This window comes from Humisphaera borealis, assembly GCF_015169395.1.
Lineage (GTDB): Bacteria > Planctomycetota > Phycisphaerae > Tepidisphaerales > Tepidisphaeraceae > Humisphaera > Humisphaera borealis.
The window spans coordinates 6933312-6958758 of sequence record NZ_CP063458.1 but is presented as its reverse complement, the minus strand read 5'-3'; the positions used below and the strand labels follow the sequence as shown (position 1 = coordinate 6958758).

The following is a 25447-nucleotide window of genomic DNA, read 5'->3' as shown; positions in this document are numbered from 1 at the left end:
ATGAACACTTTGACTCATCCGAGTTCCCCACCTCAATCCATCCACCCCGGCACTCGCATTGGTCACGTGCACCTCAAGGTCGCCGACCTCGAGCGGTCGCTCGGGTTTTACCGTGGTGTCCTCGGGTTTGAAGTGACGCAGCGAATGGGACATCAGGCGGCGTTTCTTTCGGCGGGCGGGTATCACCACCATATCGCACTCAACACCTGGGAAAGCCTGGGCGGTTCGCCCCCGCCTCCGGGCACGACCGGGTTGTTTCACCTGGCCATCCTCTACCCGACTCGACCGGCACTTGCCGATGCCCTGCGACGGTTGATCGACGCGAAAATTCAACTCGACGGCGCCAGCGATCACGGCGTCAGCGAAGCCCTCTACCTGCACGATCCGGATGACAACGGCGTTGAACTGTATTGGGATCGCCCGCCCGACGTCTGGCCGCGAAATGCCGCCGGCGAACTGGCGATGTTCACCCGGCGGCTGGACCTGCAGTCATTGCTGGGTGAGCTCACGCCAAAGTCGCCGACGTGACACAGGGTTCCGGCCTGCCGGCTGAAAGCCTACTTCGAGATGTACAACAAGAGGCACGACGAATAGAGCGTGCTCGCCGATACCGTCACCATGCCGTCGGTGCCGCTATTCATGCCGTTCTTGTCGGTCGGATTCCGCAGGATCACCATCGTCGTCCCATTGCCCTGGCGGAACGTGCCGACGACCGAGTAGGCGTGCGACGGGCGAAGGGCGCTGTTCACGCCGAGCGATGCCGGCTCGGTGGTGATGGTGATCGCCCGCAAGCTGACATTGCTGTTGATCTTGTCCCACATCAATGATTCGTCCGTACCGAACGGCACCAGGGTCGAGCGGTCGTAGCCAATCCGCAGCGCGTCGTAGGCGACGCCCGGCGTATCGGATTCGACGTCGCCGTAGCTGTAACCGCTGCCCGAATTCATGTGATACGCCATCCCCTTCTCCAGCAGGCCGAACCAGAGGCTGTCACCCTTGCGGCCGGCGATCGAACCGTAGATCGGCTTGCCGTTGGCATCGGTCGGGAGATCGGCGTCCACGCGGTAGCAGCCCCCGCCGAGGGCGACCATCACGGTGCCGTCGCCCAGGGGAACGACGGTCCGCTTGATCGCCCAGGGGCTGGAGCGGGCCACGCTGCCGGCGGTGGTGGCGAGCCAGCAGTCGTTGAGCTGGTTCTGCTGCACGTCGCCGATGTTCGGACCCGACGCCGTGAAGATCGGGATGTGGCCGAAGTTCTGGTACTTCGTGGCTCTGAACGTCAGAGCGGGATCGGTGATGTTGGTGGTGCCCAGTTCGGTGGCGTAGGTGCTGCCGCTGGTCGGGTTGGAGAACTTGTCGATGCGGTAAACGCTCTTGCGGGTGTTGGCGAGGTTGTCCATGTCGGTCAGGACGTCCTTCTTGTCGGCGACGAAGATGTCCCAGCCCTGGTCGCCGTTGACCTTGTCGATGCCGCCGAAGACCGACACGAGGGTGTCGTCGCCGTTGCCGCCGTAGATGGTGTCGTCGTCGAGACCGCCAAAGAGCTGGTCGTTGCCGTCGGCGCCGTAGAGGGTGTCGCGGCCGGCACCGCCGTCGATCGTGTCATCGCCGGCCCAGCCGCGAAGGGTGTCGTCGCCGGCTTCGCCGAAGAGTTTGTCGCTGCCGTCGCCGCCGTTGATGACATCGTTGCCGCTGGCACCCTTGATGGTGTCGTTGCCGGTGCCGCCTTCGAGGTAGTCGGCCGCCGCGCCGCCAAAGACGTGATCGTCGCCCGCGCCGCCGAGCACGGTCGCGGGGACATTCGTCGCGGGATCGACGAACAGGACGTCAGCACCTTCGTAGCCGACCATGATGATGTTCTTCACCTGGGCAGCGGGGAACGGGAACGATTCGATCGAGCCGCGCCGTACGATCAGGCTCGCCCCGGCTGGGTTGACCTGAAAGGAGTCGGGGGCGGACGTACCGGTGATGTACAACGTCTGGCCGACCAGCTTGATCGAGTTGCGGACCTCCATGTTCGGGTCGCCTTCAGGGGCGAGCACCGTCGGCGGAGCTGGATTCACCACCGTCGGCCCGGTGACGATCACCGGCGGGCTGACCGGTGCCAGCACCAGGGTGCCCACGTTGGTGAAGTCGTAGACGCTGAAGAGACGGCGGTCTTCGAGGGTTTCAAACATGGCTGCTCTCGGTACGAACTTCGGGGGACCCCGAACGCGACACGCAAACAGTAGTCGGTTCGGCCGAAGCGCCCATCTGCCCGGAACGGGCTGGCCCTTATCAGGGCTACCGGGTCGCAACTCAAAAGAAGCGCCAGAGAGAACGCCGGAGGAGCAACGCGCGGCGAAAACTCGCGTGCTGTGATGTGCGGTGGAAAGCCTGAAGTGAGGTGCACCCCTGGGAACGCCGAGCTCCGGCTCGGCTCCTTACCGGACTTGCGGAGACTGATGAGCCGGGCTGGAGCTCGGCGTTCCCCATCGCGTTTAATGCAATCGTTTCACACAGCTTTCGACAGATCGGCCTGCCGCACCGCCGCGATGAACGCCTTGATCAGCTTCGGTGATTTCCGGGCCTTCACCACTTCGACGCCGCTGCTGACGTCCACCGCCCAGGGTCGAACCGACTGGATCACCTCGCCCACCGTCTCGGGCGTGAGACCTCCGGCTGCAATGATCGGCGGCAAGCCGGCAAACTCTCCCTTGGCGGCGACCTGGCGGACGAACGTCCAGTCGTTGGCCAATCCCGTCCCGCCGACGCCGGCCTCTCCGGTTCCCGCGGCGGTTTCCAGAACCAATCCCTGCAGATGTTCCAGCCCGCCCTCGGCGATAGCCTTCCGCCAGGTGCCGAGCTCGGCCTCGAACGTCGTGCGATCCACGCGGATCGCCTTGAGCACCGGCAGGTTGACCTTCCGGACCACGTCCGGCGATTCGTGGCCGTGAAGCTGAACGCACGTCGCCCCGATCGCCGAGACGACGGCGGCGATCTCGCCAGGCGTTGAGTCCACGAATAATGCCACCGGCGTCACGAACGGTGGCGCCGTCTGCACGATCAGCCGTGCCTCTTCCTGCGCGACGTACCGCGACGCCTTCGGGTAGCAGATAACGCCAATGGCGTCAGCCCCCGAGCGTGCGGCGTAGGCCGCGTCTTCCGGATGGCGGACGCCGCAGATCTTGACGCGAGTGTGGTGATTCGGTGTGGAGTTCAAGGTGTCCTTGTAGGGGCACACGGCGTGTGCCCGACTTCGCAATGGGTGCTGTCGGGAAGAGGGGCGACATCGGCGCCGGCCGGCCGGGGGCATACGCCGTATGCCCCTACGCCACGACATTCCTCAACACGCCGATCGGCCCGATCTCAATACGAATCTCATCACCGCTGTGCAGCGTGAAATCATCCGGCGGAACGACCCCCGTGCCAGTCATCAGGAAAACGCCCTGCGGAAAGCTGTTATCGCGGTACAGGTACTCGACCAGTTCATCGAACCGGCGTTTCATCTTGGCGATCGCGGTGATGCCCAGGAACTGCTGCACGCCGCCGCGGGAGATTGTCAGCTTGATCTCCGTCAGTGGCGGCAACGGAGCGCCGTCTTCGGGCAGGTAGATGCAGGGGCCCAGGGCGCAGCTCGCGTCGTACACCTTGGCCTGTGGCAGGTAGAGCGGGTTCTCGCCTTCGATATCGCGCGACGACATGTCGTTGCCGACGGTGTAGCCGATGATCTTCCCCGCCGGGTTGACCACCAGCGTCAGTTCCGGTTCGGGAACGTTCCACTTGCTGTCCTTGCGGATGCGGACGGCCTGCCCGGGACCGACGGTGCGGTGCGCGGTTGATTTGAAGAAGATCTCCGGCCGGGCGGCGTCGTAGACCTTGTCGTAGAAGTCGCCGCCCCCACCGCTCTTGGCTTCTTCTTTGCGGGCGTCGCGACTGCGCAGATAGGTCACCCCCGCCGCCCAGACTTCCTGCGAGCCGATCGGCGCGAGGATATCGGTTTCAGAAGGCGCCGGCCGACGATTGATCTCCCCGCGGGCCTCGACGCCTTCCATGAGAATCTTGCGCGGGTCGGGCAACGCGAAGATCGCGTCCCATGCCAGTTCGGGGACGACGTGCCAGGACCCCTTGGTTTCGACCATCGGGCCGAGTGTGGTGCGATAAAGCTTCATTTGCGACGAAGTCTAGTGACGCGGTTCGGAAAAGAAAGTCGCCGCGTGGCGACAGGGCACAGCCGGCAAGTGTTAGCTGCCACCAACGAAAGACGCTCAGCCCCGGCGTCCCGCGAGGGACGTAATCAGGAGTGAGCGTCAGTCGAAAAGCTGTTCGCCAAAGCCGCCGACGCTGGTCGGCGAACCGGTCGCTCTACAGTGCCAGGGGCGATGTCACCGCGGCATTGTTGCCTTCGTTCGACTCGGTGATGACACCGGTCGAGTCGAGGGATGCGATGATGAAGTAGGTTCCCGGCGCGAGCGTCGGCGGAAGAAGGAGCTTGAGGGTCGCCACCTTGGATGCACCGGGCTTCAGATTCAGCTTCAGCGGGACCGCACCGAGTCCGACATCGCCGGCGCCGGATGTTCCGTCGGCCGACGCGACGACCTGCACGATAATCGAACCCACCGCGGGCACGTTGCCGTTGTTGGAAACGGTCAATTTCGCCGTGCCCTTCTTACCGATCACCAGTTTCGTCGGGGTGGTGACGAACTGGCCGGAAAGATCCACGCTCGGCGTTGCGACATTGAAGACCTCGGTCGTGACGGCGGTGTTGTTGGTTTCCGACTTCTCCGACAACGCGCTTTCCGGGTCGAGCATCACGCCAAGGTGGTAGCTGCCGTCGGCGACCGCCGGCAACTCGGTGATCTTGAGCTTGACGATCTTGCTCTGGCCGGCCTTGAGGTTGAGCGACCTGAAGAAGCGGACCACTTCGGTGTCGCCGGTGTCGGTGGTGGTGTCGGCCGTGAGGCGGACAGAGATCGGGATCAGACCCGTCAACGAATTGTCGCCGATGTTGGACACGCGGAACTGGAGTGTGCCCTTCACCGCCGTGCCAAAAGGAACGTTCGCGGGAAGGACGACCTTGGTGACTTCCGTCGCCAAGTCAGCCAGCGGGCCGGTCGGCGGCGGAGGCGGCGGCGGCGATACCGGAGGGGGCGGCGGAGGCGGAGAGACGACCGGGGGAACCGTGGGCGGCACCGTCGGCGGAACTACCGGTGGCACCACCGGCGGCACGACGGGTGGGACCACCGGCGGAACCGTCGGGGTCGTCGGACGCAACAGCGTGATCTTGCCTTCCGATTCCTTGGCCCCGAACTCCGTTACGTAGATGTTGCCCGTCTTCCAGTGCTCGACGATATCCACCGGATTGTTCAGACCTGCAAGACCCTGCAACCCCTCTTCGGCCTTACTCACTTTCCCATCGGCGCCCATCGTCAGCACGATGATGTCGTCGCCGCCGCTGTAGCGCGCCACCAGCATCTTCCCCTTGAGCGCACCACCGAACGTCGAAGAATTGTGGTACGCAATCGAGCCATTGGGGGACTGGTGCTGACCGAAATCGTAGATCGGCTTCTGCCAGTCCGACTCCGGCTTGGTTCCGACAGGGTATTGCTTGACTTCGAACGGGTCTTTGCCGCTCGTCGGATTGCCGCCGTTGAGAACGAACTTGTTGTGCAGCGGGTTGGGATGGCCGTAGTACTTGCCCGGCTGAACCAGGTAAAGCGCGTCGGTCTCGGCGGTGGTCACCTTGGGAATACCGGGGATGCCCGGTCCTTCCGGGGTCGCCCCGCCGGCGGCTGATCCGTTCGTCGGGGCGTACATCTTGCCGTCGAGGAAGACCAGGTCGTACGCGTTGCGAACGCCGTAGGCGTAAATCTTCAGCGGTGCGTCGGCCGCGAAAGGATCGTAGGGGTCGGCGTCTTCAGTGTGGACGTCAAGTGGTGTTGTGCCAATCTTGCTGACATCCAGCTGAAGAATCGTTGCGCTCAGCAGGCGTTCCGGGCGATTGCCCCACGCGACGTCGGGCGCGCCCATCGCCGTATTGGCAGACTGAGTGAAATAGAGCTTTCGGTCAGGGCCGAACGAAATCTGATTCGTCAGGTGATCGCGGACCGACCGTGGCAGGTGGACCACCTTGTCCTGGATGTTCTCCAGGTTTGGACCCGACAGGACGGAGATGGTGCCGGTGAAGTCTTCACCCGGGGCACCGCCGACCTGAAGGCCCGAGGTCGCCGTGTGCGACACCCAGATGATCTGGTTCGTCGCCGAGGACGCCGGGTCAAACGCCAGGCCGACGATGAACCGTGGCCCGCCGTTGTGGTCAATGATCGTGTTGATGACCGTCGGCGTGCCGAGCGTGCCATCGGCCTTCAACGGGAAGCGATAGATCTCGCCCGTCAGCGTACCGGCGGTGACCCAACTGCCCCAGACGACGACCGACGAGAACTGGTGCCCTTTGGTCGTCGGAAGCTCGACCTGCTCGAAGGCAATGGGCGAGGCCGTGTCCGTCGGCGGAACGCCGGTCGTGAAGGTGCTCTGGAACGGGGAGAACCCGACGCCATTGAGATCCCGGACGCCCGACGTGACGACAAATTTGTAAGCGGTGCTGGGATCGAGCGGCAGTTCCGGCCGCAGCACGATGACGTCACCGCCGCCTGAGGTGTTCAGGACCGAAGCGATGCGAACACCGTCGCTGACGCGTTCGAGATAGACGGTATTGGGGGTCAGCGAAGCCGTGTCGACGCCGCTGTTGGGGATATTCAGTTCGGTGGAGATGAAAGCATCCACGGAAACGCCGGTCGTCGAATTGGCGGGCGTTACCGATGCAATGCTCGGAGTGCCCAGTGCCAGGGTCTGCGCGGCGAGCGGGGCCAACCCGGCAGACGTCCCGGAGGAACCGGGGCCGGCGGAAAAGTGTCGGCGGTCTTCCAGCCGTTCCACGCGGGCGCGCGTGAGGGAAACACCCTGAGTGTGATTCGACCCGCCCGCCTCGGTCGTTTGCAAACGAGACAAGCGGACAGCTTTCTTCCAGAACGACTGATTCATTATCAAACTTCCTGCGTCGTGAGCTGGCAAGGGCGCTCGGGAGCCAATCTCCCGACCGCAGCCCGGGGATACCGAGAACAAACGCCGCCCGGGGGACGGACGGCATGACGGCTTTTGCGCAGCTTCACCCACTGTGTTGCGCGGTATCAATACACTAGCGCACGAATGCCTCGTTCGCAAAGCGAAATTTCTGTTCGGCGACAATCTTCATCGATTTCCACCGAATTGCAGACGTATCGGCAAGGTGTACGGGTTCGTCTGAGAATGACGTCACCGACTTCGAGACATATCTCGCGGAGAAGCGGCATCCCTGCCTAGGTGAACGTCTTATGGCTATGCTTGGCCCGTCATTTCCGCCATCCCCACCTGGCGGTCGTTCCACGATTCCAATCGCTGACATATGACCCGACTTCCTCACCGGACCGTCGATTGGCTCCGCCCTTGGTCGACGGGGCTCACCCGATGAAGAAGGACCCGAATTGCCAAAACGAAGAACCCCGTTCCTGCATCAGGAACGGGGTTCTTTAACGAGCGCGACGGGACTCGAACCCGCAACTTCCGGATCGACAGTCCGGTACTCTAACCAATTGAGCTACGCGCCCTTGACCAACTTCGGGCTGAGGATTCTATTCGAGTTCCTTCACCTGTCAAGACACCGAAGTGACTGGCGCAATTTGCAGATGGTGCGTTTCGGGAAAATGAACGCCTAGGCGCACTTGAAACATGGCGATTGGCGGCTCAGGAACGCATTCCGGGGGATTACCGCAATTCAGGCATCGGCTTCCAGCCGTCGACCAGATATTGGGGACGACCTGACAAATCGTGCAGCACTGTCTGGTTGAGATCCAAACCGAGAAACTGATAGAGCGAGGCGAACACTTCGCCGAAGTGAACGGGGCGATCGGTCGGCTCGCCGCCCAGGCGATCAGTGGCGCCAATCACCTGCCCGGTCCGGAATCCACCGCCTGCCAGCAACCCTCCACCGACGCGGGGCCAGTGGTCGCGACCGCCGTCTTTGTTGATGGTGGGCGTTCGGCCGAACTCGCCCCAGGCGACGACCGCGACGTCTTTCTCCATGCCGCGGTCGTGCAGATCCTGGACAAGGGCGCTGACCCCCTGATCGAAGAGCGGCAAGTGCTTGAGCAACTGGGGGTAGTTGCTGTCGTGGAAATCCCACCGACCGAAGTTCAATGTGACAACCCGCGCCCCGGCTTCCACCAGCCGTCGTGCCAGCAGGAAATGTTCGAGGTTCAGCGGGGCGCCATCCCCGTAGTTCTTGGGGTCCCCTTTGCCGTAGCGCTCACGGACGGAACCGGGCTCCTTGGTAACGTCCAAAGCATCCAGGAGACGGCTGGACGTCAGGACATTCATCGCCTGGTTCTGGAAGGCGTCCATCGCGTCAACGTTTCCGCTGTTGTCGCTGTCCCGGCGCAGCGTATCCAGGCGACGAAGCAGCCCGGTGCGGTCGTTCATGCGGTCCAGGGTGACGCCTTCGAGCTTGAGGTCGTTCATGCCGTCGCCGTTGGGGCGGAACGCGGCATGGCTCGGGCCCATGAAACCCGGATGCCCGGGCGAACCGTATGGCGGATGCCCGGCGTCGGGGGCCAGCCCGACGAACGCCGGCATCGAAGGATGGACCGACCCCAGAAGTTTCGACGCCGTCGAACCCAGCGACGGCCAGCCACGCGCCGGCTGCGGCGATCCCGAAGGCGGCCGCCCGGTGTAACAGATGAAGGAGTCGTGCGCGCCGTTCGGCGAACCGTACAGCGAGCGAATCGGGACGAACTTGTCCATCATCTTCGCGATTCGCGGCGCATGCTCGGAGATCTGGATACCCGACACATTAGTGGCGATCGGTTTGTACGGCCCGCGGATGTCCGATGGGGCGTCCATCTTCAGGTCCCACATGTCCTGATGAGGCGGCGCGCCGCACAGGTAAATCATGATGACCGACTTGCGCGAGTTCCGGATGCCGTTCTGTGCTTCGGCGCGGAGTAGCTGCGGAAGCGACAAACCGCCCAACGCCATCGCGGCTGACTTAAGGAAGTTGCGTCGAGTCGTGGGCATAGACGTCGGTTTGATCGCGGAGGGTCAGGGGGGCAAACACACCGTACGTCTTCAGTTACGCCTTTCCAACACCGGGGTTGAAGCCAAGGGCGAAATTCGAATGTCGCTGTTCCATCGGCCACCAAAACAAACCCGGGGCGTTGGAAACGCTCCAACTGCCCCGGGGCTTCGCCAGACGATGGGATGTTTGTCTCTCGAGCGCCAAACCAGCGATCGGCTGGTTCGGCGCGACGTTCTCAGACCGTCTTGAAGTAGTCGGCATTGCGGCCGATGAACTCGGCCCACTCGGCCGGCAGATCCTCCTGCGGGAAGATCGCCTTCACGGGGCACTCGTCCACACACAACCCGCAATCAATACAGCTCGCCGGGTCGATGTAGAGCATCTCGGCGGCCTCGAACGATTCCTCGCTCTTGGTCGGGTGGATGCAGTCCACCGGACAGACCGTGACGCAGGCGGTGTCCTTCTCTCCGATGCAGGGCTGGGCGATGACGTAGGCCATGATGATTCTCACGTTTCGAGCGCCACGACGCTGTAACGCCGGGCGTGGTCGCTTCAGCAACCATGAGGATCCGGGTGACTCACACCCATGCCTCTCTCGTTGGTGCGGAAGAATAGAACTTGCGATGACATGAAGCAAAGACATAATAGTGATCGGAAGCATGCCAATCCGTTATGTCACTTGAGCTCAAAGTCGTAGGCACAAATTCATTCAGGCACGGAGCCGTGGAGGGACTTCATGCGAGAGCAGCTGTTGCGTGCCTCCATCTCACGTACCTCCCCCATCATGAACCTCAATCACCTCGCCGTTGTTCATGCCGTCGCTACCGAGCAGAGCGTTTCCCGGGCGGCCGACCGCCTGATGGTCAGTCAGCCGGCCGTCTCCAAGCAGCTTCGCGAACTCGAGAAGCAACTCGGCACTCCACTGTTCGACCGATTGCCCCGCGGCGTGCGGCCGACGCAGGCGGGAACGATCCTAGCCGACTACGCCAGGCGCATTTTCGGCCTCGCCGCCGAGGCCGAGCAGCGGCTTGCCGAGCTGCGCGGGCTGGAACGCGGCGAACTGAGGATCGGCGCGAGTACGACGATCGCCGTCTACCTGCTGCCACCGGTCTTTGTCGCCTTTCGCAGTAAGTTCCCCGGCGTGAAGCTGACAGTCGACATCGCGAACACCCATGACATCCAGGATCGGCTCGCGGCGGGCCTGATCGACGTCGCGATGACCGAAGGGGACGCCGACGAGGCCGAGTTCGTCGTCGATCCATTCATGACCGATGAACTGATAGCGATTGCCGCTCCCGGACATCCGCTTGCGGCCGGGAAAACCGGGGGCAAGACGGGCGGCACGAACAGCGTTCGCGCCGAGGTGCTCTGCCGGGAGCCCTTCGTCGTCCGCGAAGCCGGCAGCGGCACGCGGGCGGTGGTCGAGCGGGCGCTGTCGGCGCGTGGGCTTGCCGTCACGCCGGTCATGGCCGTCGGCAGCACCATCGTCATCAAGCGTGCCGTGGCGGCGGGCGTGGGGATTGCATTCGTTTCGCGCCTGGCGTGCGAACTGGAGCTGCGCTCCGGCACACTCGTCGAAATTCGTACGTCAGACCTGAAAATCACCCGCCCGCTGCACCGTCTGCGCATCCGCGGCCGCCACGAGCCGCGGGCCGTCGCCGAGTTCGACCAACTGCTAAAGCAGGCCGTCGCCGACTTCGGTCGCCGACCGTCGAAGAAACGCGGCGACCGGGGAAAGCTGGTTGCGGATCACACGGCGGCATCGATGGGGTGACGAGTTGGATGGGGTGACGACGCGGAAAGCCCTCCCAATTTCCCATCCTGAGGGTACGTGACTTTGAGGAGCCGCGCACGGAGTGCACTCACGGAGTAAGCGGGAACCGTGACAGCAAGCGGGAACCGTGACGGTTCGGGGTCATTCCCGCTTACTCCGTGAGTGCACTCCGTGCGCGGCTCCTCAAGAAGTCACACGCTCTGAAGTGCTCCAAAGGATGACAGTTGACGAATGATCACCGCTCCGACGCATGCCAGTGCCGCAGCGCTAGTCGGCTCACCAGGTTGATCAGCCCGAACAACGCCAACCCCAGCAGCGACGCCAGCAGCACGGCGGCGAAGACCTTGGCGTTCTTCTGCTGCGTGAGGGCCGACGTGATGACGTCACCCAGGCTGCCGTTGCCGCCAATAAACTCGCCCACGATCGCGCCGATCACCGCCAATCCGCCGGCGATCCGCAGGCCGGTCAGGATGTTCGGCAGCGCGCCGGGCAGACGAAGCTTGAGCAGCGTGGCGGTCGGTGTCGCGCCGTACAGGCGGAACAGGTCGCGCAGCGCCGGGTCGGTCGAGAGCAAACCCGCCAGCGCGTTGGCGATCACGGGGAACACCGACACGATAAACGCCGACGCGACCGCCGTCGGCATGCCGTAGCCGAACCAGATGACCAGCAGCGGCGCGATCGCGACGATCGGCACCGTCTGGAAGAAGATCGCATAAGGGTAGAACGCCCGTTGAATCCACGCCGACGAAGCGAGGACGACCGCCAGCACGACCCCGATGACCATACTGAGCACGAATCCGACGAGCGAAGCGATCGATGTATTGAGCATCGCCGAGAACAGCTCGACACGGTCGTCGCGGATCGAAGCGAAAATTCGCGACGGCGGCGGAATGATGTAAGGCGCGATCAGCCCGAACTGCACCGCCGCCTCGATCGACGCGAGCACAACCACCAACGGCAACACGGGCGGAAGGAAACTCGCGACGGCAGTCCGCCATCGGCTGCGCTCCTGCGTCGCCGTGGACTGATGCTCGATCGGTTCGCTCGGCTTCACGCGACCTCCGTCATCTGCCCACGTTCCAGCGCCGAGTAGATCGCGCGGGCATGGCGAGCAAACGCGACATCGCCGCGAAGATCGGCCGACCGAACGGCGGGCAGGTCGATCGCGTGGTCGAGCACAATGCGCCCCGGCCGGCGGCTCATCACGACCGCACGGCTGGCCAGGTAGGTTGCCTCTTCCGTCGAGTGGGTGACGAAAAGCACCGTCATGCCGGTGTCGGCCCACAGCTTTCGTAGCAGGTCATCGAGCTTCTGCCGGGTGATCTCGTCGAGGGCGGCGAACGGCTCATCCATCAGCAGCAGCCGCGGGCGTGTGACCAAGGCACGGGCGATGGAAACCCGCATCTTCATTCCGCCGGACAGTTGGGCCGGATATCGATCTTCAAACCCCGCCAGCCCGACCGATGCCAGTGCCGCGATCGCGGCGGAGGTCCGCTGCTCCACTGGAACGCCGCGCAGTTCCAGCGGCAAGGCCGCGTTGGCGAGCACCGTCCGCCAGGGCAGCAGATGGGCATCCTGGAAGACGAACGCGATATCGCTACGGCCCGCGTCATCCGCCGAGCCGACGGAGACATCGCCACCGGTCTGGCGCTCCAGCCCGGCGATCACGCGGAGCAACGTGGACTTGCCGCACCCGGACGGACCGAGGATGGCGACAAACTCGCCGGCGGCGATCGCGAGATCAACCCGGCGGATGGCTTCGACGCCGTTGGGGAATATGTGTTGGAGTGCGGCGACACGAACCGGCAGGCCGGCTGACGGTGGTATCTTTTCGCTTATACGAGACAGCATGTACTAAGCCCAAATAGTCGCTGGAATGATAGAATGAGCATCGCCAGCGATCCGTCGAAGATCGGCCAATCGGGGTCCAACTGTCTAAAGCAGTGATCGTGTTCATTCCACCAAGGCAACAGCGCAGTCAAGATTAAGTGACGAGTCAGATTCATTTGAGGCTGACGACGCGGCCTACGGCGGGCTACGGGATTATGCCCGAGGGTTACGAAAGCCGAAAGGTCGGCAACGAACCACCAATTGCACCGCCACGAGTGAACTGGAGAAAATACGAGATGACCGAGTATTCGTTTCAACTTCCAGACGATCTGGCCCAGCAACTTGAAACGCACGCCAGAAGCCTTGGAGTAAAAGGCATCGACCTTTGGATCGAGAGTATTCTCAAGCAGTACTTGGGGTCGCTCACGGAGGGGCACACGCCGCTGAAGGGGCTTGACGAATCGGGGAAAGTAACCTCAAGTGAGTGGAGGATGAGGCACCCGCGGCCCGCCGCCTCCAAGCGTCCATCTCCGACGCTTCAACCACTCCGCGTCGACGGTGGATGGCACATTTTCTGGAATCTATTCGAAGCGATCGATCCGCCGGAATTTCTGGCCGACGATAACCGCTGGGCGTTCTATGAGAGTCTTCTCTACTTGGTCAATGAGGATCGAGACACGTTGATCGATCTTTGTTGGCACGGTGACGTAGCGCCGAATGGGCTGTTTCGATTGGTGCTCGTTCGAATTGAGAATGGGACTGGTAACTGGGATCAGCCGCTGCGATGTTTTGAAAGCAGATCGAGAACCGACATTGTGCGTGAATTGGAGGCGTGGTTAGGCACTGGGACTTAACAGCCTCGCTACTTCCCCATCCACGCCATCGCCCGTTGACCGACCCGTTCATTGTGCCGCAGAAACTCCATCGCCATTCCGGAGAAAACCCCGGACGAGACAACTTTCGCCGCTGCCCGGCAGGCGGTTCGGCGGGTGCGCCAGAGGTGGTGGTAGGCGTTCTGCAATTCGACGGGGTCGAGAGAGGTGATGTCCGGATTCGAAGGATCCGACGAAGCCGCGGCGGTGCCGCCGGGATCTCGTGCGGTGGATGTGCCGTTCTGAGCGCTCAGCAGATGTTCCACCGCAAGTTCGGCGCTTCGCAGCGCCAGGCCCATCCCTTCGCCGCCGATGGGCTCCATCGCGGCAGCGGCGTTACCGACCGGGATCACCCGGTTCGGCCACTGTCGGCGGACGCCGAACCTTGGCAGCGGGCTCGCGAGGAACGGCGAAACGCGCGTCGCGTCGGCCAACCGCTTACGAAGGGTCTTGTTCTCGCCGACCAGCCGTTCCCAGACCATCTCAAGGTCGCCAGCGTGCAGCCGCAACAGCGATGCCGGCACGCTGAACGCGGCGTTCCAGCGGTTGTTCTCGATCGGCGCCAGGCCGCCGTAGGTGTCCATCGTGCCGAAGAGTTCGATCGCGTCGGCGGGGCCGGCGATATCTTTGAAATGGACTTTCAGGCCGAAGTCTTTCGTCGGTCGGGGCACCTCTGCGCCGAGTAACGCCGACTTTCCGTCGGCGACAATCACCCAGTCGGGGCGTTCTTCGGTGACCACATTGGTCAGCAGGTCACGGACGCGAATCGTCGGCGTCGGACCCGTCGTGACCAGCGATTCGCACCGCGCCGGCTGGCGGACCTCCGTCCCGCTGCGGCCGGCTTCGATTAACAGCAGCTGGTCGAGCACATGGCGTGAGATCCCCCACATTGGCCGGGGCAGTGCGACGGTTGCCGAGGTGCCGTCGGCGGCGTGGAGGTGGGTGAAATGCAGCGGGATCGCGCCGTAGCTGCGAATCAGCGAATCGAGGCCGATCCGGCGCAGGACATCGATCCCGGTAGCGCTGAGGCATTCGCCACAAACTTTATCACGTGGGAAGCGGTGCTGCTCCAGCAGAGTCACGCGCCACCCCGCTCGGGCCAGAAGGATCGCCGAGACCGCCCCCGAGGGGCCGGCACCAACGATGATGACTGAATGGGCGTCAGGCATGCGAGGCATTGTAGGAGGCAGTTTACGAAGGAGCACGAAGTGTTTGATCGGAAGTACGACCTTCTGAGGAGCCGCGCACGAAGTGTACTCACGGAGTAAGCGGGAATGGACCCCGAAACGTCGGAATGGACCACGGAACGTCACAGTTCCCGCTTTCTCCGTGAGTACACTTCGTGCGCGGCTCCTTGAAAGGTTCTCCTGACAGGTCGGGGATCTTCGTGATCCTTTGCCGCCCTTCGTAGACAGCCCCCCGCCGCCCCGTAGAATCGCGGGCTCAAACGAAAGGTCTATCAACCATGCGCATGCTCGTCACCGGCGGAGCCGGATTCATCGGATCGAACCTTGCCAAGCGGCTGCTGGCCGACGGGCATGATGTCGTTGTCCTGGACGACTTTTCTTCCGCTACTTTCAAAAATCTGGTCGATTTCCGCGGCGACGTGCTGACACTCGACCTGTACGCCGATGATCTGAACACGCTGCAGGCCTCCGGCCCGTTCGACGTCATCTTCCACCAGGCGTCGATCACCGACACCACGGTGCTCGACCAGCGGAAGATGATGCAGAACAACGCCGAGGGGTTCCGCCATCTGCTGAACCTGGCCGAGATGTGGGGCAGCCGCATGGTTTGGGCCAGCAGCGCCGCCACCTACGGCCGGGGCCCTGCACCCATGAAGGAATCGCAGCGCCCCGAACCGCTGAATGTCTACGGCTACTCCAAGCTGTCGATGGAAGACCTCGCCCGGCAGTACGCCCCGCGGCTGAAGCACCCGATCGTCGGACTGCGGTATTTCAACGTGTACGGCCCCGGCGAGCAGCACAAGGGGAAGTTCGCCAGCATGATCCACCAGCTCGCCAAGCAAATGCGCCTCGGCAAGCGGCCGCGCATCTTCGCGCCCGGCGATCAGAAGCGAGATTTTGTGTACATCGAAGACGTCATGCAGATGAACCTTCGCGCAGCGGCGTCGAAGGTCTCGGGCGTTTTCAATGTGGGCGCGGGGGCCGCGGCGTCGTTCAACGACGTGGTCACGCAGCTCAACCGCGTGCTCAAGACAGATCTGCCGCCGGAGTACTTCGAGAATCCTTACGACTTCTTCCAGACATGGACCGAAGCCGATCTTACCGAGTCGCGCGCCTCGCTCGGTTATGCCCCAAAGTACGACCTGTCCAAAGGCATCGACGCCTACCACGCCTCCGGAACACTCGGCTCGGACTAGCCTCTCCCCTTGAACCACACCTCCGGATCAGAGACGGGACTGCGAGCCATGGTTGAAAACAACCCTCACGACGAAAGCGGAAGTTTCCTTCCGCCACGGCCGATCGACCGCATCATCAGCCCGGTTTCGCGGTTCATGCACGTCGAGGCGATGGGCGGCGTCGTACTGCTGATTTCGGCGATCGTCGCGATTGCGCTGGCCAACTCCCCTGTATCGAAGGACTTTCTGGGATTCTGGAAGACTCCGGTCGGCCTGCAAATCGGTACGTTCGAGTTCCGCCATCCGCTTTATCACCTGATCAACGACGGCCTGATGGCGATTTTCTTTTTCGTCGTCGGGCTGGAAGTCAAACGCGAGATCGTGCACGGCGAACTGCGCGGCATCCGCCAGGCGGCGTTGCCGCTTGCCGCAGCGCTGGGCGGCATGATCGTTCCGGCCGGCGTCTTCCTGCTTCTGCAAGGCAGTGACCCTCAGGCCAGGCGCGGGTGGGGCATTCCCATGGCGACCGACATCGCATTCGTCGTCGGCTGCATGGCCGTGCTGGGACGAAGGGTGCCCCACGGCCTCCGCGTTCTGCTGCTGTCACTGGCGATCGCGGACGACATCGGCGCCATCCTGGTGATCGCCGTGGGGTACACCGCTTCGCTGAGCATGGGCTGGCTCGCGATCGGCCTGGCGGGGTTTGTACTCGTCTTCCTCATGGGGCGGCTTGGTATACGCAGTTTCGCGGTTTACACGGTGGTCGGCACTTTCATCTGGTTTGCCTTCCACGAGTCCGGCGTGCACGCGACGATCGCCGGAGTGATCCTGGGACTGATGACACCCGCCAACCGCGCGCTGGGGACCGAAGGGGCCAAACGATTTCTTGACCGCATTGCCAGCACCCTGAAACGCAACGACTGGAATGACGAGGGAAAGACCGTCGGCCGTATTCGATCGCGGTACACGGTGGCGCGAGAGATGGTCTCGCCACTGTCGTTTCTTCTGCACGTACTGCATCCCTGGGTGAGTTTCGTCATCATGCCGGTGTTTGCGCTCGCCAACGCCGGCGTGCCCTTTAGTCCTGAAGATCTGGGCAAACCGATCGCGGTCGCGATCATGGCCGGGCTTTTCCTCGGCAAGCCGGTCGGCATCGCCGCCGTCAGCTATCTTGCCGTGAAGCTTCGGATCGCCCAGCTTCCGTCGGGCGTGTCCTGGCTACAGATCGTCGGTGGCGGCGTGCTGGCGGGAATCGGCTTTACCATGGCGTTATTCATTGCCGGGCTCGCGGTACAGGGACAGCTTCTGAGTGAGGCCAAGGTAGGCGTACTGGCGGCCTCGGCGGCGAGCGCGGCGGTGGGGATGATCATCCTGTACGTCGCCCATGCCCGAAACCCCCAATCCGCCGCCACCGCCGTCGGGCCCGGCCACTAAGACCGCTTGAAACCGGAATGATCTATTCGTCATCGCGGCAGGTCAAAAAGGTCGCGGACGAAGTGGAGTGATCCTTCGAACCAGCCCAAACCGATGTCCCGGCATCGCACCACGGTGATCGACGCCCTGAGCGGCGCGCCGTCGGCCGTGGGGATTTCAACCGCACCACCACGACCTACCGGCAACATCTCGCGGGTTACAAATCCCATCCCCCGGGTGTGCAGATCGCGCGAATACAGCACCTGGGGCGGCAGGTCCTGGGGCATCCCGAAGAGCCGAACCCGGACCGCCACCCGGTAACGCCGACGAGCGCGTTCCCGGCGTTCGTGGCCCGCCCGGCATTGCGCCGCATCGAGCGATGACATGATCAGGTTGACCTCCCGCGGCCAACCCAACCCTTCTGCAGAAAGGACGGGAAAGTGAATCGCGGCGGGCGAAGTGAGCGGCACCGGGCGGGCAACTCGCGGCGCTGGCAACGCCGTTTGGATATCGCAGTCGTTCAGGTCGATCGTCGTCAACGCAGTCAGCATTTGAAGCACTCCGGTTCCAGGCAAGCAAAGGTTTCTGTTCTTTGACCGGCAGTGACTTACGATGTGAGCTCACCCGGCCGCGAGGTCGGGTTTTCCATTGCGTAGAGGTCGCCGGCGGAGCAAACTCCCCCTACCGCTGGAAAACTCGTCCCGTCTTGCCAATGCAAATTGGGGCGTTCCGAAATCGCGCAGGTTCCCGAGGAATCGATGGCAATGCGGGGAATCCGCAACGCCTGCGCGCCCCCGCACGCACGTCAAAGCACCGGCCGATGCCGTTTTGTGACCACGTGAGCAGCGCAAGCACGTCACCCGCCCGGCCCCTGACAAAAGGTTTATCGAATTGAGGCACGTCAGCCGATTGATAGGCGGTTGACTCAGCCTTCGGCCCGGCGAGTCAGTTAAACCCCGGTTGTCTGCCGACCCGAGCCTTACGATGCCAGAGACCGACCCCGCATCCGCGTTCGATCCCGCCTCATTCACGCTGTCAGAAGCGAGCACCTTTAGCAAGTTCCCCGCTGTCGGCGACTTCACTCGGTTGGCGCTTTGGATGGCCGGTGCCCTGGCCGGAATGTCGTCCCCCACTCACTCCGCCCAGCGACGCTACTTTCGCACCATGGCCAAGCGGCTCGGCTGGCCCGTCGGCAAGGCCTTGTCACAGCCTCGCCCGGGCATGGCGTCGGCGATGCCGCTGCTGACCGACGCGATCATCGGCACCAGCCGGGCGGCGATCGCCTCGGTCTTCGGCCCACCCCGCTGCGCCCTGACCGAAGGCGAACTGGTCAACAACGACGCCGCCTGGTCCGGCGATGTCTGGTACTACGGCATCAGCAATCCCGCGGCATCGGCGGTGTCGATCGAGTTCAACATCGAGGAAGCCGCCGGACGCCTGGTGTTCATCAGCTTCACACCCAATGCGGTCGACTGACGGATGATCGGTTCAAACCGCTCAGGTGGCATGCCGGGGCATGCCACCTCTACTGCCGCATGTGCTCGACCTTCAGGCACCTGTCCTGAACAAAGTCGATCCCCGCCTCAACCGCCAGTCGCCTGGCCTCAACGCTAACGATCCCCTGCTGCAGCCAGACGCCCTTCGCCCCCGCCGCGATCGCATGCCGCACGACATCCGCGCAGTGCTCGGGCCGGCGAAAAACATTCACAAGATCGATCGGGCCGGGCACCTCCGCGAGCGATGCATACGCGCGGCGTCCCATGACTTCACCCAGTGTCGGATTGACCGGAACAATCTCATAGCCCGCCGACGCCATGTAAGACGCGACGTCATGGCTGGCGCGGTACGGGTCGTCGCTCAAGCCGACGACGGCGATTCGCTTCGCTGTCAACATTCGGCGGATGACGGCTTCTTCACTCTGTTCGGGCGTCGTCGGCAGGCGGCAGGATTGGGGGTCCATCGATACTCCTTGTTGAGCGGCGATGGATTCTACGGCGGCTATGCGATCAGTTCCTTCACCACCCGCCCGCTAACATCAGTCAGGCGGAAGTTGCGACCACTGTGGAAGTAAGTCAGCAGTTCGTGATCGAAGCCCAGCAGGTGCAGGATGGTCGCGTGCAGGTCGTGAACATGAACCCGGTTCTCGGCGACAGCAAAGCCGAAATCATCGGTCACGCCGTAGGCCTGGCCACCCTTCGCCCCGCCGCCGGCCATCCACATGCTGAACGCCGCGGCGTGATGGTCGCGTCCGCCGGTGCCGACCGGCGTTCGGCCGAACTCTCCGCCCCAGACAACCAGCGTGTCTTCGAGCAAACCTCGCTGTTTGAGATCGGTCAGCAGGCCGGCGATCGGTTTGTCGGTTTCGCCACAAAGCTTCTGGTGACGTTTGTCGTTGTCGCCGTGGGTGTCCCAGTTCGAGTGATAGATCTGCACGAACCGCACGCCACGCTCGACAAGCCGCCGGGCCATCAGGCAGCTTCGGCCGAACTTTTCGGTTTCTTTCTTCGTGTCCCCTTCGATGCCGTACTGATCGAGAGTTGCCGGCGATTCCTGGCCGAAGTCGATCACCTCGGGCGCGTTGGCCTGCATGCGGAACGCGAGCTCGTAGTTCGCGATCCGCGCCGCCAGCTCAGTGTTCAGGGGCTCGGCCTGGCGATGACCTTCGTTGAGCTTCGTGAGCAGATCGATCTGCCGTCGCTGGTGTTCCGGCGAAACGCCGGATGCCGGACGAAGGTTGAGGATCGGGTCGCCGGTCGCTCCGAAGACCGTCCCCTGGAACGCGGCCGGCATGAACCCGGCCGACCAGTTCTGCGCGCCCGAGTAAGGCGCACCATTCACCAGCACCACGAACGCCGGCATGTTCTGATTCAGTGTGCCCAGTCCGTACGCCGCCCATGAACCCATGCTCGGAAAGCCCGGCCGTATGTGCCCGGTGTTCATCTGGATCGACGCCGACCCGTGTGCCGCCGAGTCGGCCGTCATCGATCGCACGACGGCAATATCGTCCACGCATTTGCCGACGTGGCTGAAGAGTTCCGACACTTCGACACCCGACTTGCCGCACTTGGGAAACTTCCAGGGTGCGCCCTTGAGTTCGCCACTGGCTTTCTGGCTGGTGGCCCGTTCGTTGTCGCTGCCCAGCGACTGCTTCTGGCCGTGGCGTTTGACGAGCTCGGGCTTGGGGTCAAAGGTATCAAGGTGCGAAGGCCCGCCGACCATATAGAGGAAGATGACGCGCTTGGCCTTGGCAGCAAAGTGCGGCTGACGGGCCGCGAGCGGTGCAAGGGCGAGGTTGGTCGGCTGCGACGCGGGCGTGAGGGACGCGCCCATGGCACGCGCGGGAAAGAACCCGTCCCTGGCGAGCATCGCGGCCATCGCCGTGCCGAAGAACCCGGCACCGGCCTGCCAGATGGCTTGCCGCCGGGTGATGCCGCAGGGGAAGTTGGGATTGAGTGGGTCGGGCACTGTATTCCTCAGACGTAGGCGAAAGAACCGAGTTTGGGTGGCATGGGCTACGGTACTCCGCTGCCCGTGGCGTCGCATGACTGCGATGTCGCCGCCACGGGCAGGCGAGTACGCCAGCCCATGGCACCCAGATGAAGGCCGTTTCGAAACAGCGACTAATTCACGTACAAGAACTCGTTGCTGTTCAGCAGCACCAGACAGAACGATCCCAGCGGCGACAGCTTCACCGATGCCTTGATCTCCGGCTCCGCCGACGTCGCCAGATACGCCAGCGCCGCTTCGAGCTCTTCCGTCCTTGGCGGGCGGGCCATCGCCAGTTCGAACGCCCGGTTCACCTGCGCTGTCGGATCGTTCCCCGCTTCTTTCGCTACCCGCTCGGCGAGGGTTGCCGCCTGCTCGCTGGCGAATCGACTGTTCATCAGCAGCAGTGCCTGCAGCGCGGTCGTCGCCACCGGCCGAACATCGGTACTCATCGTCGAATCGGGGATACCCAGAATCTCGAGTTCCGGCAGTGGGATCGATCGCTTCTGAAAGACGTAAACGCTTCGCCGAGATGCTTCCCGATCGTCGCTGTTGCCCCAGTCGCTCTGGGCCGACGTGCCGACGACACGCTGCGCCGCCGGCGGGAAGATCGGCGGGCCGAACATCTCGGGGTTGAGCTTGCCGCTGACGGCGAGCATCGAATCGCGAATCGCCTCGGACTCCAGCCGACGCGTCGGCCAGCGCCACAGCAGGTCGTTATCCGGGTCGGCATCAGGGATCTGCGCATAGCCCGCCGACTGCTGATAGACCGCCGACAATACGATCTGCCGGTGCAGCCGCTTGAGCTTCCATCCGCCGTCGATCAGGTCGGCCGCGAGCCAGTCCAGTAGCTCCGGATGGGTCGGCTTGTCGCCGGCCAAACCGAAATCATTACTCGTCGCGACGATCCCCCGGCCGAAGTGGTACTGCCAGACGCGATTGGCGATCACGCGGGCTAGCGTGCCCTTGCCGTCGGTGATCATCCAGTTCGCCAGCCAGGTGCGCCGGCCGCTCGATGGGGTCAGAACGTCCTGGGTCACCGGTGCTGGCGTCGCCTGAGGACTACCGCCCCAGAGTGGCGGCAGGCCGACCTCGACCGTCGGGCCGATCTTGTGCGGGTCGCCGCGAAGGAACAGCTTGGTCGATAGCGGCTTGGCCGTCTCCGTGAACAGGTAAACCTGTGGCCCCTTCGGCTTCTTCGCTTCCAACTGGTCGATCGCCTTCTGCGACGCCTCGTCGGCCTTGCGCTGATCGGCGGTCGCCAGTTTGCGAATCTCGTCCCCCAGACGCCGACGGTTCTTTTCGACCAGCTCGCGCTCCGTCGCGTCTCGTTTGGCCGGCGGTGTCTTGAAAGCCGACAGCACCTCCTGGGAGACACGCGGCTTCTTCTCGTCGCGCGGGGTTCGCTCCTTCGACTTGTCCGAGTAGTAGCCGGCACCCAGCGGCTCCAGGATCGCAACGCGCTCGGCATCAAGCTTGTCCTGAAGCGGCGCGATCTCCAGTTCGAACGCGGCGAGCGCCTTCTCGTAATCGGCCAGTTCCGCCTTCGAACCGGCCAGCCGGGTTTCGCGAGGCCTGTCGGTGCTCAGCGGATCGAACACCGCCAGGATGCGATAATAATCAGTCTGCGAGTAGGGTTCGAACTTGTGATTGTGGCAACGGGCACACCGCAGGCTCTGCCCGAGAAACGCCGCCGTCACCGTACCGACGACATCGTCGAGCTGGTCGTAACGGGCGACCTTTCCGTCGGCGGCGATCGTGTCGAAGATGCCCAGGCGAAGAAACGTCGCCGCGGCCTGCGTGTTGAGATCGGCCCCGGGAATCTCATCTCCTGCCAGCTGCTCGAACACGAATCGATCGTACGGCTTATCTTCGTTGAGCGCCCGGATGACATAGTCCCGGTACCGCCAGGTGAAGGGCTTGGGCTCGTCCCGCTCGTAGCCCTGGCTTTCGGCGTAGCGGGCGATATCCAGCCAGTGCCGGCCCCACCGCTCGCCATACTGCGGCCGCGACAACAGGTCATCGACGACCTTCTCCATCGCCGTCGGCGACGAATCGGCCAGGAACTTCTGCACCTCGTCGGGTGAAGGCGGCAGGCCGATCAGGTCGAGGTAGACGCGCCGGAGCAACGTCCGTCGCTCTGCCGGCGGCGACGGCCGAAGCCCTTTGGCTTGCAGCTTATCGAAGATAAAGGCGTCGATCGGCGTCCGGACCCAGGCCGGATCGGCCGAGGGCACAGCCGGCTTGCGGAGCGGTTGCCACGCCCAATGCGACTTACGGGCGGCCGCCGGGTCCAACGCGGCCCGGGGGGCCGCCGCGACGACCGCCTGCGCCGGCCAGGGAGCCCCCAGCTTCACCCACTTCACGAAGTCCGCCGTGACCACGTCCGGCAACCTGAGCTTCGGCGGCATCCGCAGGTCGATCTCGTCATCGTGCCGCAACGCTCGGATGAGCAGGCTTTTGTCCGGGTTGGCCAGGTCCAGTGCCGAGCCCGAGTCGCCCCCTTCATCAGGCCATCCCGCGAATCCAGGTGCAGGCCGGCCTTTAGTTTCTCGGACTGGGCGCTATGACACTGATAGCAGTGCTCGACCAGGACCGGGCGGATCTTGTTTTCGAAGAACTCCAGCGATTTGCCGGCCGGCGGCATTGTCGGCTCGACCGATCCGAAAGCCGACGCTCCCCCGAGGGACAACAGCATCAGAAATTGGGTAAACCCGAAGCGCATCTGCTCGTTGATACATCACGGCATGAGCTTTGGTTGAGATTGATATCAATCGATAAGTGCCCGACAGGTTGACGAGCAGCGGCCTGCATCGGCTCCCGGCGGCTCGCGATCTCCAGGTTCAGGGGCCCTCCCGCCAGTTTCCGCCACTCCTCGATGCCCCGTTTAAGGCTCCGCGCGTGACCGACCGGAGAAGTACGTTACATCAGCGATGCGTGGCAGCCTCAGGCGCTGCCACAATCGGTCGATGCAGGAGAGACGGAGGCTAGCACCATGGAACGTTCGATTTCCGACCTGATCCTTCAGCAGCGTACCCGCCTGGACGCCATGGCCATGCTCGCCGGTCGCTTCCTCGACGAACCGGCCCAGAAGATGATTGAACGGCTGTCAGGCCGGATGGCCCGCGTCGGTGCGACCCTCACCCTTCCCACGGCCCGCCAGCAGGGCATCGCCAATCGCCTGCAGGGACACCTCGAACGGCTCGTGCGAGCGGTGAGCCTGGCCCGCGTTGACGACCGCGAATCGGTCTCCCGCGTCGCCTGGGTCCTCGCCGAGATCGAAGAAGCGATCCGCCAGTCCCCTGTCGAGGTGATTCGGCCGGTGTATATTTCGAACTAAGTAGTCAGTAGTCGGAAGTCCGAAGGCAGAACAACCTCCCGACTTCTGACTCCCGACTTCTTACCCCACTCCCATGCCCCAGATCTTCAAAATCCTCGAGTATCAAGATGCCGTCGGCGACACCATGGCGGTTCGGCTTCCGCCGGACGGCGATGCCGTCATCGAATGGGGCTCGCAGCTTGTTGTTCGAGAGGGGCAGACCGCGCTCTTCCTGAAAGACGGGCAGCTCGCCGCCGCATTCAACCCCGGCCGCTACACGCTGACGACCCAGAACATCCCGGTGCTGACGAAGTTCGTCACCGGGCTGGTCTTCGGCAGCGGCAATACGCCCTTCAAGGCCGAGGTCTTCTTCGTCGGCCGGCACCTGTTCCGCGACCTGCGCTGGGGCACGCCCGAACCGATCTACATCCCCGACCCGGTCATGCAGCAGATCTCCATCCGCGCCCACGGCCGATTCGCCGTGCAGGTGGCGGACCCGGCGATCTTCGTCACGAAAATGCTCGGCACGCGCGGGCAACTGAAGACGACCGACCTGGAAGCGTTCCTGCGCGATCAGTACCTGGTGTCCGCTCTCACCGACGGCATCGCCTCCCTCGGCCGGCCGATGGCCGAGATCGCCCGCTACTACCGAGAGCTGGGCCAGGGCGTGAAGGGCCTGCTCGCGGTCGAGTTTTCGGCGATGGGGCTGGAGTTGACCGACCTGTCGGTCAACGCCGTCACCCCGACCGAAGACATCGCCGGCATGATCGCCGACAGCGCGAAGATCACTAGCCAGGGTTTCGCCAAGGCACGGGCCACGCAGTTCGACCTGGAAGCCAAGGCCGCCGGTGCGGCGGCGCTCAGCTCGGCCGGCACGACCTACCGCGACGTCGGCACGACCGATGCGCTCAAGACCATGGCCGAAAAAGGCGGCGGAGCCGACGTGGGCGGAGGCGGAAGCGGCGGCGCGTTGGGTGCAGGCATGCAGCTCGGTGCGAGCCTTGCGGCAGCGCAGATGATGCGGGATGCATTTATGCCGCAAGCCGCAAGCTCACCATCAGCTCCGATCACAGCCGCGGGCGGAAGCCCGCATGCCGCAACGAACCCGGCCGTCAGCAGCGCCGATGCCGTCGCCCGCATCAAGCAGCTCAAGGAACTGCTCGACCTGGGTGCGATCACGCAGGCCGAGTTCGACGCGAAGAAGTCCGAGCTGCTGAAAATGGTGTGATCGACCCGGGGACCGCAGTTGTCATCCTGAGGTACTCCGAAAGACCTTCTATCCCAAGCAGACCGCCATCGAACC

General features: G+C 63.5%; 22 protein-coding genes and 1 tRNA gene. 8 read left to right on the top strand and 15 right to left on the bottom strand.

Annotation, left to right across the window (positions count from 1 at the left end):
• Nucleotides 1-528, top strand: a complete 528-nt coding sequence (locus IPV69_RS26240) for a VOC family protein (RefSeq protein WP_206292695.1) — start codon at nucleotides 1-3, stop codon at nucleotides 526-528.
• Nucleotides 529-557: 29 nt separating this feature from the next.
• Here IPV69_RS26240 and IPV69_RS26235 read toward each other — a convergent pair whose 3' ends face one another.
• From IPV69_RS26235 to IPV69_RS26205, 7 genes are all read right to left on the bottom strand, one after another.
• A complete protein-coding gene (locus IPV69_RS26235; RefSeq protein WP_206292694.1) occupies nucleotides 558-2177 on the bottom strand; it encodes a C2 family cysteine protease in 1620 nt (539 codons plus the stop codon).
• Between the two features lie 317 nt (nucleotides 2178-2494).
• Nucleotides 2495-3202 carry a phosphoribosylanthranilate isomerase gene (locus IPV69_RS26230; protein ID WP_206292693.1) on the bottom strand — a complete coding sequence of 236 codons (708 nt, stop codon included), beginning with the start codon at nucleotides 3200-3202 and terminating at the stop codon, nucleotides 2495-2497.
• Between the two features lie 106 nt (nucleotides 3203-3308).
• Nucleotides 3309-4151 (bottom strand): fumarylacetoacetate hydrolase family protein, encoded by an 843-nt coding sequence (locus IPV69_RS26225; RefSeq protein ID WP_206292692.1) that lies wholly within the window; start codon nucleotides 4149-4151, stop codon nucleotides 3309-3311.
• A 193-nt stretch (nucleotides 4152-4344) separates the two neighbouring features.
• Nucleotides 4345-6987 carry a CARDB domain-containing protein gene (locus tag IPV69_RS26220; RefSeq protein WP_206292691.1) on the bottom strand — a complete coding sequence of 881 codons (2643 nt, stop codon included), beginning with the start codon at nucleotides 6985-6987 and terminating at the stop codon, nucleotides 4345-4347.
• Between the two features lie 561 nt (nucleotides 6988-7548).
• Nucleotides 7549-7622, bottom strand: a tRNA-Asp gene (locus IPV69_RS26215).
• A 157-nt stretch (nucleotides 7623-7779) separates the two neighbouring features.
• Complete coding sequence (locus IPV69_RS26210; protein ID WP_206292690.1) at nucleotides 7780-9087, bottom strand: DUF1501 domain-containing protein; 1308 nt, start codon at nucleotides 9085-9087, stop codon at nucleotides 7780-7782.
• A gap of 236 nt (nucleotides 9088-9323) precedes the next feature.
• Complete coding sequence (locus IPV69_RS26205; RefSeq protein WP_206292689.1) at nucleotides 9324-9587, bottom strand: 4Fe-4S dicluster domain-containing protein; 264 nt, start codon at nucleotides 9585-9587, stop codon at nucleotides 9324-9326.
• Nucleotides 9588-9872: 285 nt separating this feature from the next.
• Between IPV69_RS26205 and IPV69_RS26200 the strand changes: the two genes are divergently transcribed.
• On the top strand, nucleotides 9873-10862 hold the full coding sequence (locus IPV69_RS26200) for a LysR substrate-binding domain-containing protein (protein WP_206292688.1): 990 nt from the start codon (nucleotides 9873-9875) through the stop codon (nucleotides 10860-10862).
• Between the two features lie 235 nt (nucleotides 10863-11097).
• Here the strand turns inward: IPV69_RS26200 and IPV69_RS26195 are convergent, their stop codons facing one another.
• Both IPV69_RS26195 and IPV69_RS26190 read right to left on the bottom strand, forming a co-directional pair.
• Entirely contained in the window at nucleotides 11098-11916 is an 819-nt protein-coding gene (locus tag IPV69_RS26195; RefSeq protein WP_206292687.1) for an ABC transporter permease, read from the bottom strand.
• Nucleotides 11913-12713 carry an ABC transporter ATP-binding protein gene (locus tag IPV69_RS26190; RefSeq protein WP_206292686.1) on the bottom strand — a complete coding sequence of 267 codons (801 nt, stop codon included), beginning with the start codon at nucleotides 12711-12713 and terminating at the stop codon, nucleotides 11913-11915. The genes IPV69_RS26195 and IPV69_RS26190 overlap by 4 nt, the downstream gene beginning before the upstream one ends.
• A 275-nt stretch (nucleotides 12714-12988) precedes the next feature.
• Between IPV69_RS26190 and IPV69_RS26185 the strand changes: the two genes are divergently transcribed.
• On the top strand, nucleotides 12989-13546 hold the full coding sequence (locus IPV69_RS26185; protein WP_206292685.1) for a hypothetical protein: 558 nt from the start codon (nucleotides 12989-12991) through the stop codon (nucleotides 13544-13546).
• 8 nt (nucleotides 13547-13554) lie between these two features.
• Here IPV69_RS26185 and IPV69_RS26180 read toward each other — a convergent pair whose 3' ends face one another.
• A complete protein-coding gene (locus IPV69_RS26180) occupies nucleotides 13555-14733 on the bottom strand; it encodes an NAD(P)/FAD-dependent oxidoreductase (protein WP_206292684.1) in 1179 nt (392 codons plus the stop codon).
• Nucleotides 14734-15029: 296 nt separating this feature from the next.
• Here IPV69_RS26180 and rfaD point away from each other — a divergent pair, with 296 nt between their 5' ends.
• Together rfaD and nhaA are read left to right on the top strand one after the other, a co-directional pair.
• On the top strand, nucleotides 15030-15947 hold the full coding sequence (gene rfaD, locus IPV69_RS26175; RefSeq protein WP_206292683.1) for an ADP-glyceromanno-heptose 6-epimerase: 918 nt from the start codon (nucleotides 15030-15032) through the stop codon (nucleotides 15945-15947).
• A 48-nt stretch (nucleotides 15948-15995) separates the two neighbouring features.
• A complete protein-coding gene (gene nhaA, locus IPV69_RS26170; RefSeq protein ID WP_206292682.1) occupies nucleotides 15996-17360 on the top strand; it encodes a Na+/H+ antiporter NhaA in 1365 nt (454 codons plus the stop codon).
• Nucleotides 17361-17389: 29 nt separating this feature from the next.
• On the opposite strand, the gene IPV69_RS26165 is transcribed toward nhaA, so the two are convergent.
• Nucleotides 17390-17890 carry a hypothetical protein gene (locus IPV69_RS26165; RefSeq protein ID WP_206292681.1) on the bottom strand — a complete coding sequence of 167 codons (501 nt, stop codon included), beginning with the start codon at nucleotides 17888-17890 and terminating at the stop codon, nucleotides 17390-17392.
• Between the two features lie 433 nt (nucleotides 17891-18323).
• On the opposite strand from IPV69_RS26165, the gene IPV69_RS26160 reads away from it, so the two are divergent.
• Complete coding sequence (locus IPV69_RS26160; protein WP_206292680.1) at nucleotides 18324-18815, top strand: hypothetical protein; 492 nt, start codon at nucleotides 18324-18326, stop codon at nucleotides 18813-18815.
• A gap of 49 nt (nucleotides 18816-18864) precedes the next feature.
• Here IPV69_RS26160 and IPV69_RS26155 read toward each other — a convergent pair whose 3' ends face one another.
• The 4 genes from IPV69_RS26155 to IPV69_RS28040 form a co-directional block, all read right to left on the bottom strand.
• On the bottom strand, nucleotides 18865-19299 hold the full coding sequence (locus tag IPV69_RS26155; protein WP_206292679.1) for a CoA-binding protein: 435 nt from the start codon (nucleotides 19297-19299) through the stop codon (nucleotides 18865-18867).
• A gap of 38 nt (nucleotides 19300-19337) precedes the next feature.
• Entirely contained in the window at nucleotides 19338-20804 is a 1467-nt protein-coding gene (locus IPV69_RS26150) for a DUF1501 domain-containing protein (protein WP_206292678.1), read from the bottom strand.
• A gap of 155 nt (nucleotides 20805-20959) precedes the next feature.
• Nucleotides 20960-23266: a DUF1549 and DUF1553 domain-containing protein gene (locus IPV69_RS26145; protein ID WP_241179952.1), complete on the bottom strand. Its 2307-nt coding sequence runs from the start codon at nucleotides 23264-23266 to the stop codon at nucleotides 20960-20962.
• Nucleotides 23188-23472, bottom strand: a complete 285-nt coding sequence (locus IPV69_RS28040) for a c-type cytochrome domain-containing protein (RefSeq protein ID WP_390884437.1) — start codon at nucleotides 23470-23472, stop codon at nucleotides 23188-23190. The genes IPV69_RS26145 and IPV69_RS28040 overlap by 79 nt, the downstream gene beginning before the upstream one ends.
• A gap of 348 nt (nucleotides 23473-23820) precedes the next feature.
• Between IPV69_RS28040 and IPV69_RS26135 the strand changes: the two genes are divergently transcribed.
• Entirely contained in the window at nucleotides 23821-24165 is a 345-nt protein-coding gene (locus IPV69_RS26135; RefSeq protein ID WP_206292675.1) for a hypothetical protein, read from the top strand.
• Nucleotides 24166-24238: 73 nt separating this feature from the next.
• Complete coding sequence (locus IPV69_RS26130; RefSeq protein ID WP_206292674.1) at nucleotides 24239-25372, top strand: SPFH domain-containing protein; 1134 nt, start codon at nucleotides 24239-24241, stop codon at nucleotides 25370-25372.
• The last annotated feature ends 75 nt before the right edge of the window (nucleotides 25373-25447 follow it).

Coding starts and splice junctions, on each gene's coding strand:
- IPV69_RS26240 (WP_206292695.1), top strand. CDS start 1: ATGAACACTTTGACTCATCCGAGTTCCCCACCTCAATCCATCCACCCC.
- IPV69_RS26235 (WP_206292694.1), bottom strand. CDS start 2,177: ATGTTTGAAACCCTCGAAGACCGCCGTCTCTTCAGCGTCTACGACTTC.
- IPV69_RS26225 (WP_206292692.1), bottom strand. CDS start 4,151: ATGAAGCTTTATCGCACCACACTCGGCCCGATGGTCGAAACCAAGGGG.
- IPV69_RS26210 (WP_206292690.1), bottom strand. CDS start 9,087: ATGCCCACGACTCGACGCAACTTCCTTAAGTCAGCCGCGATGGCGTTG.
- IPV69_RS26205 (WP_206292689.1), bottom strand. CDS start 9,587: ATGGCCTACGTCATCGCCCAGCCCTGCATCGGAGAGAAGGACACCGCC.
- IPV69_RS26200 (WP_206292688.1), top strand. CDS start 9,873: ATGAACCTCAATCACCTCGCCGTTGTTCATGCCGTCGCTACCGAGCAG.
- IPV69_RS26190 (WP_206292686.1), bottom strand. CDS start 12,713: ATGCTGTCTCGTATAAGCGAAAAGATACCACCGTCAGCCGGCCTGCCG.
- IPV69_RS26185 (WP_206292685.1), top strand. CDS start 12,989: ATGACCGAGTATTCGTTTCAACTTCCAGACGATCTGGCCCAGCAACTT.
- IPV69_RS26180 (WP_206292684.1), bottom strand. CDS start 14,733: ATGCCTGACGCCCATTCAGTCATCATCGTTGGTGCCGGCCCCTCGGGG.
- rfaD (WP_206292683.1), top strand. CDS start 15,030: ATGCGCATGCTCGTCACCGGCGGAGCCGGATTCATCGGATCGAACCTT.
- nhaA (WP_206292682.1), top strand. CDS start 15,996: ATGGTTGAAAACAACCCTCACGACGAAAGCGGAAGTTTCCTTCCGCCA.
- IPV69_RS26165 (WP_206292681.1), bottom strand. CDS start 17,890: ATGCTGACTGCGTTGACGACGATCGACCTGAACGACTGCGATATCCAA.
- IPV69_RS26160 (WP_206292680.1), top strand. CDS start 18,324: ATGCCAGAGACCGACCCCGCATCCGCGTTCGATCCCGCCTCATTCACG.
- IPV69_RS26155 (WP_206292679.1), bottom strand. CDS start 19,299: ATGGACCCCCAATCCTGCCGCCTGCCGACGACGCCCGAACAGAGTGAA.
- IPV69_RS28040 (WP_390884437.1), bottom strand. CDS start 23,472: ATGCCGCCGGCCGGCAAATCGCTGGAGTTCTTCGAAAACAAGATCCGC.
- IPV69_RS26135 (WP_206292675.1), top strand. CDS start 23,821: ATGGAACGTTCGATTTCCGACCTGATCCTTCAGCAGCGTACCCGCCTG.
- IPV69_RS26130 (WP_206292674.1), top strand. CDS start 24,239: ATGCCCCAGATCTTCAAAATCCTCGAGTATCAAGATGCCGTCGGCGAC.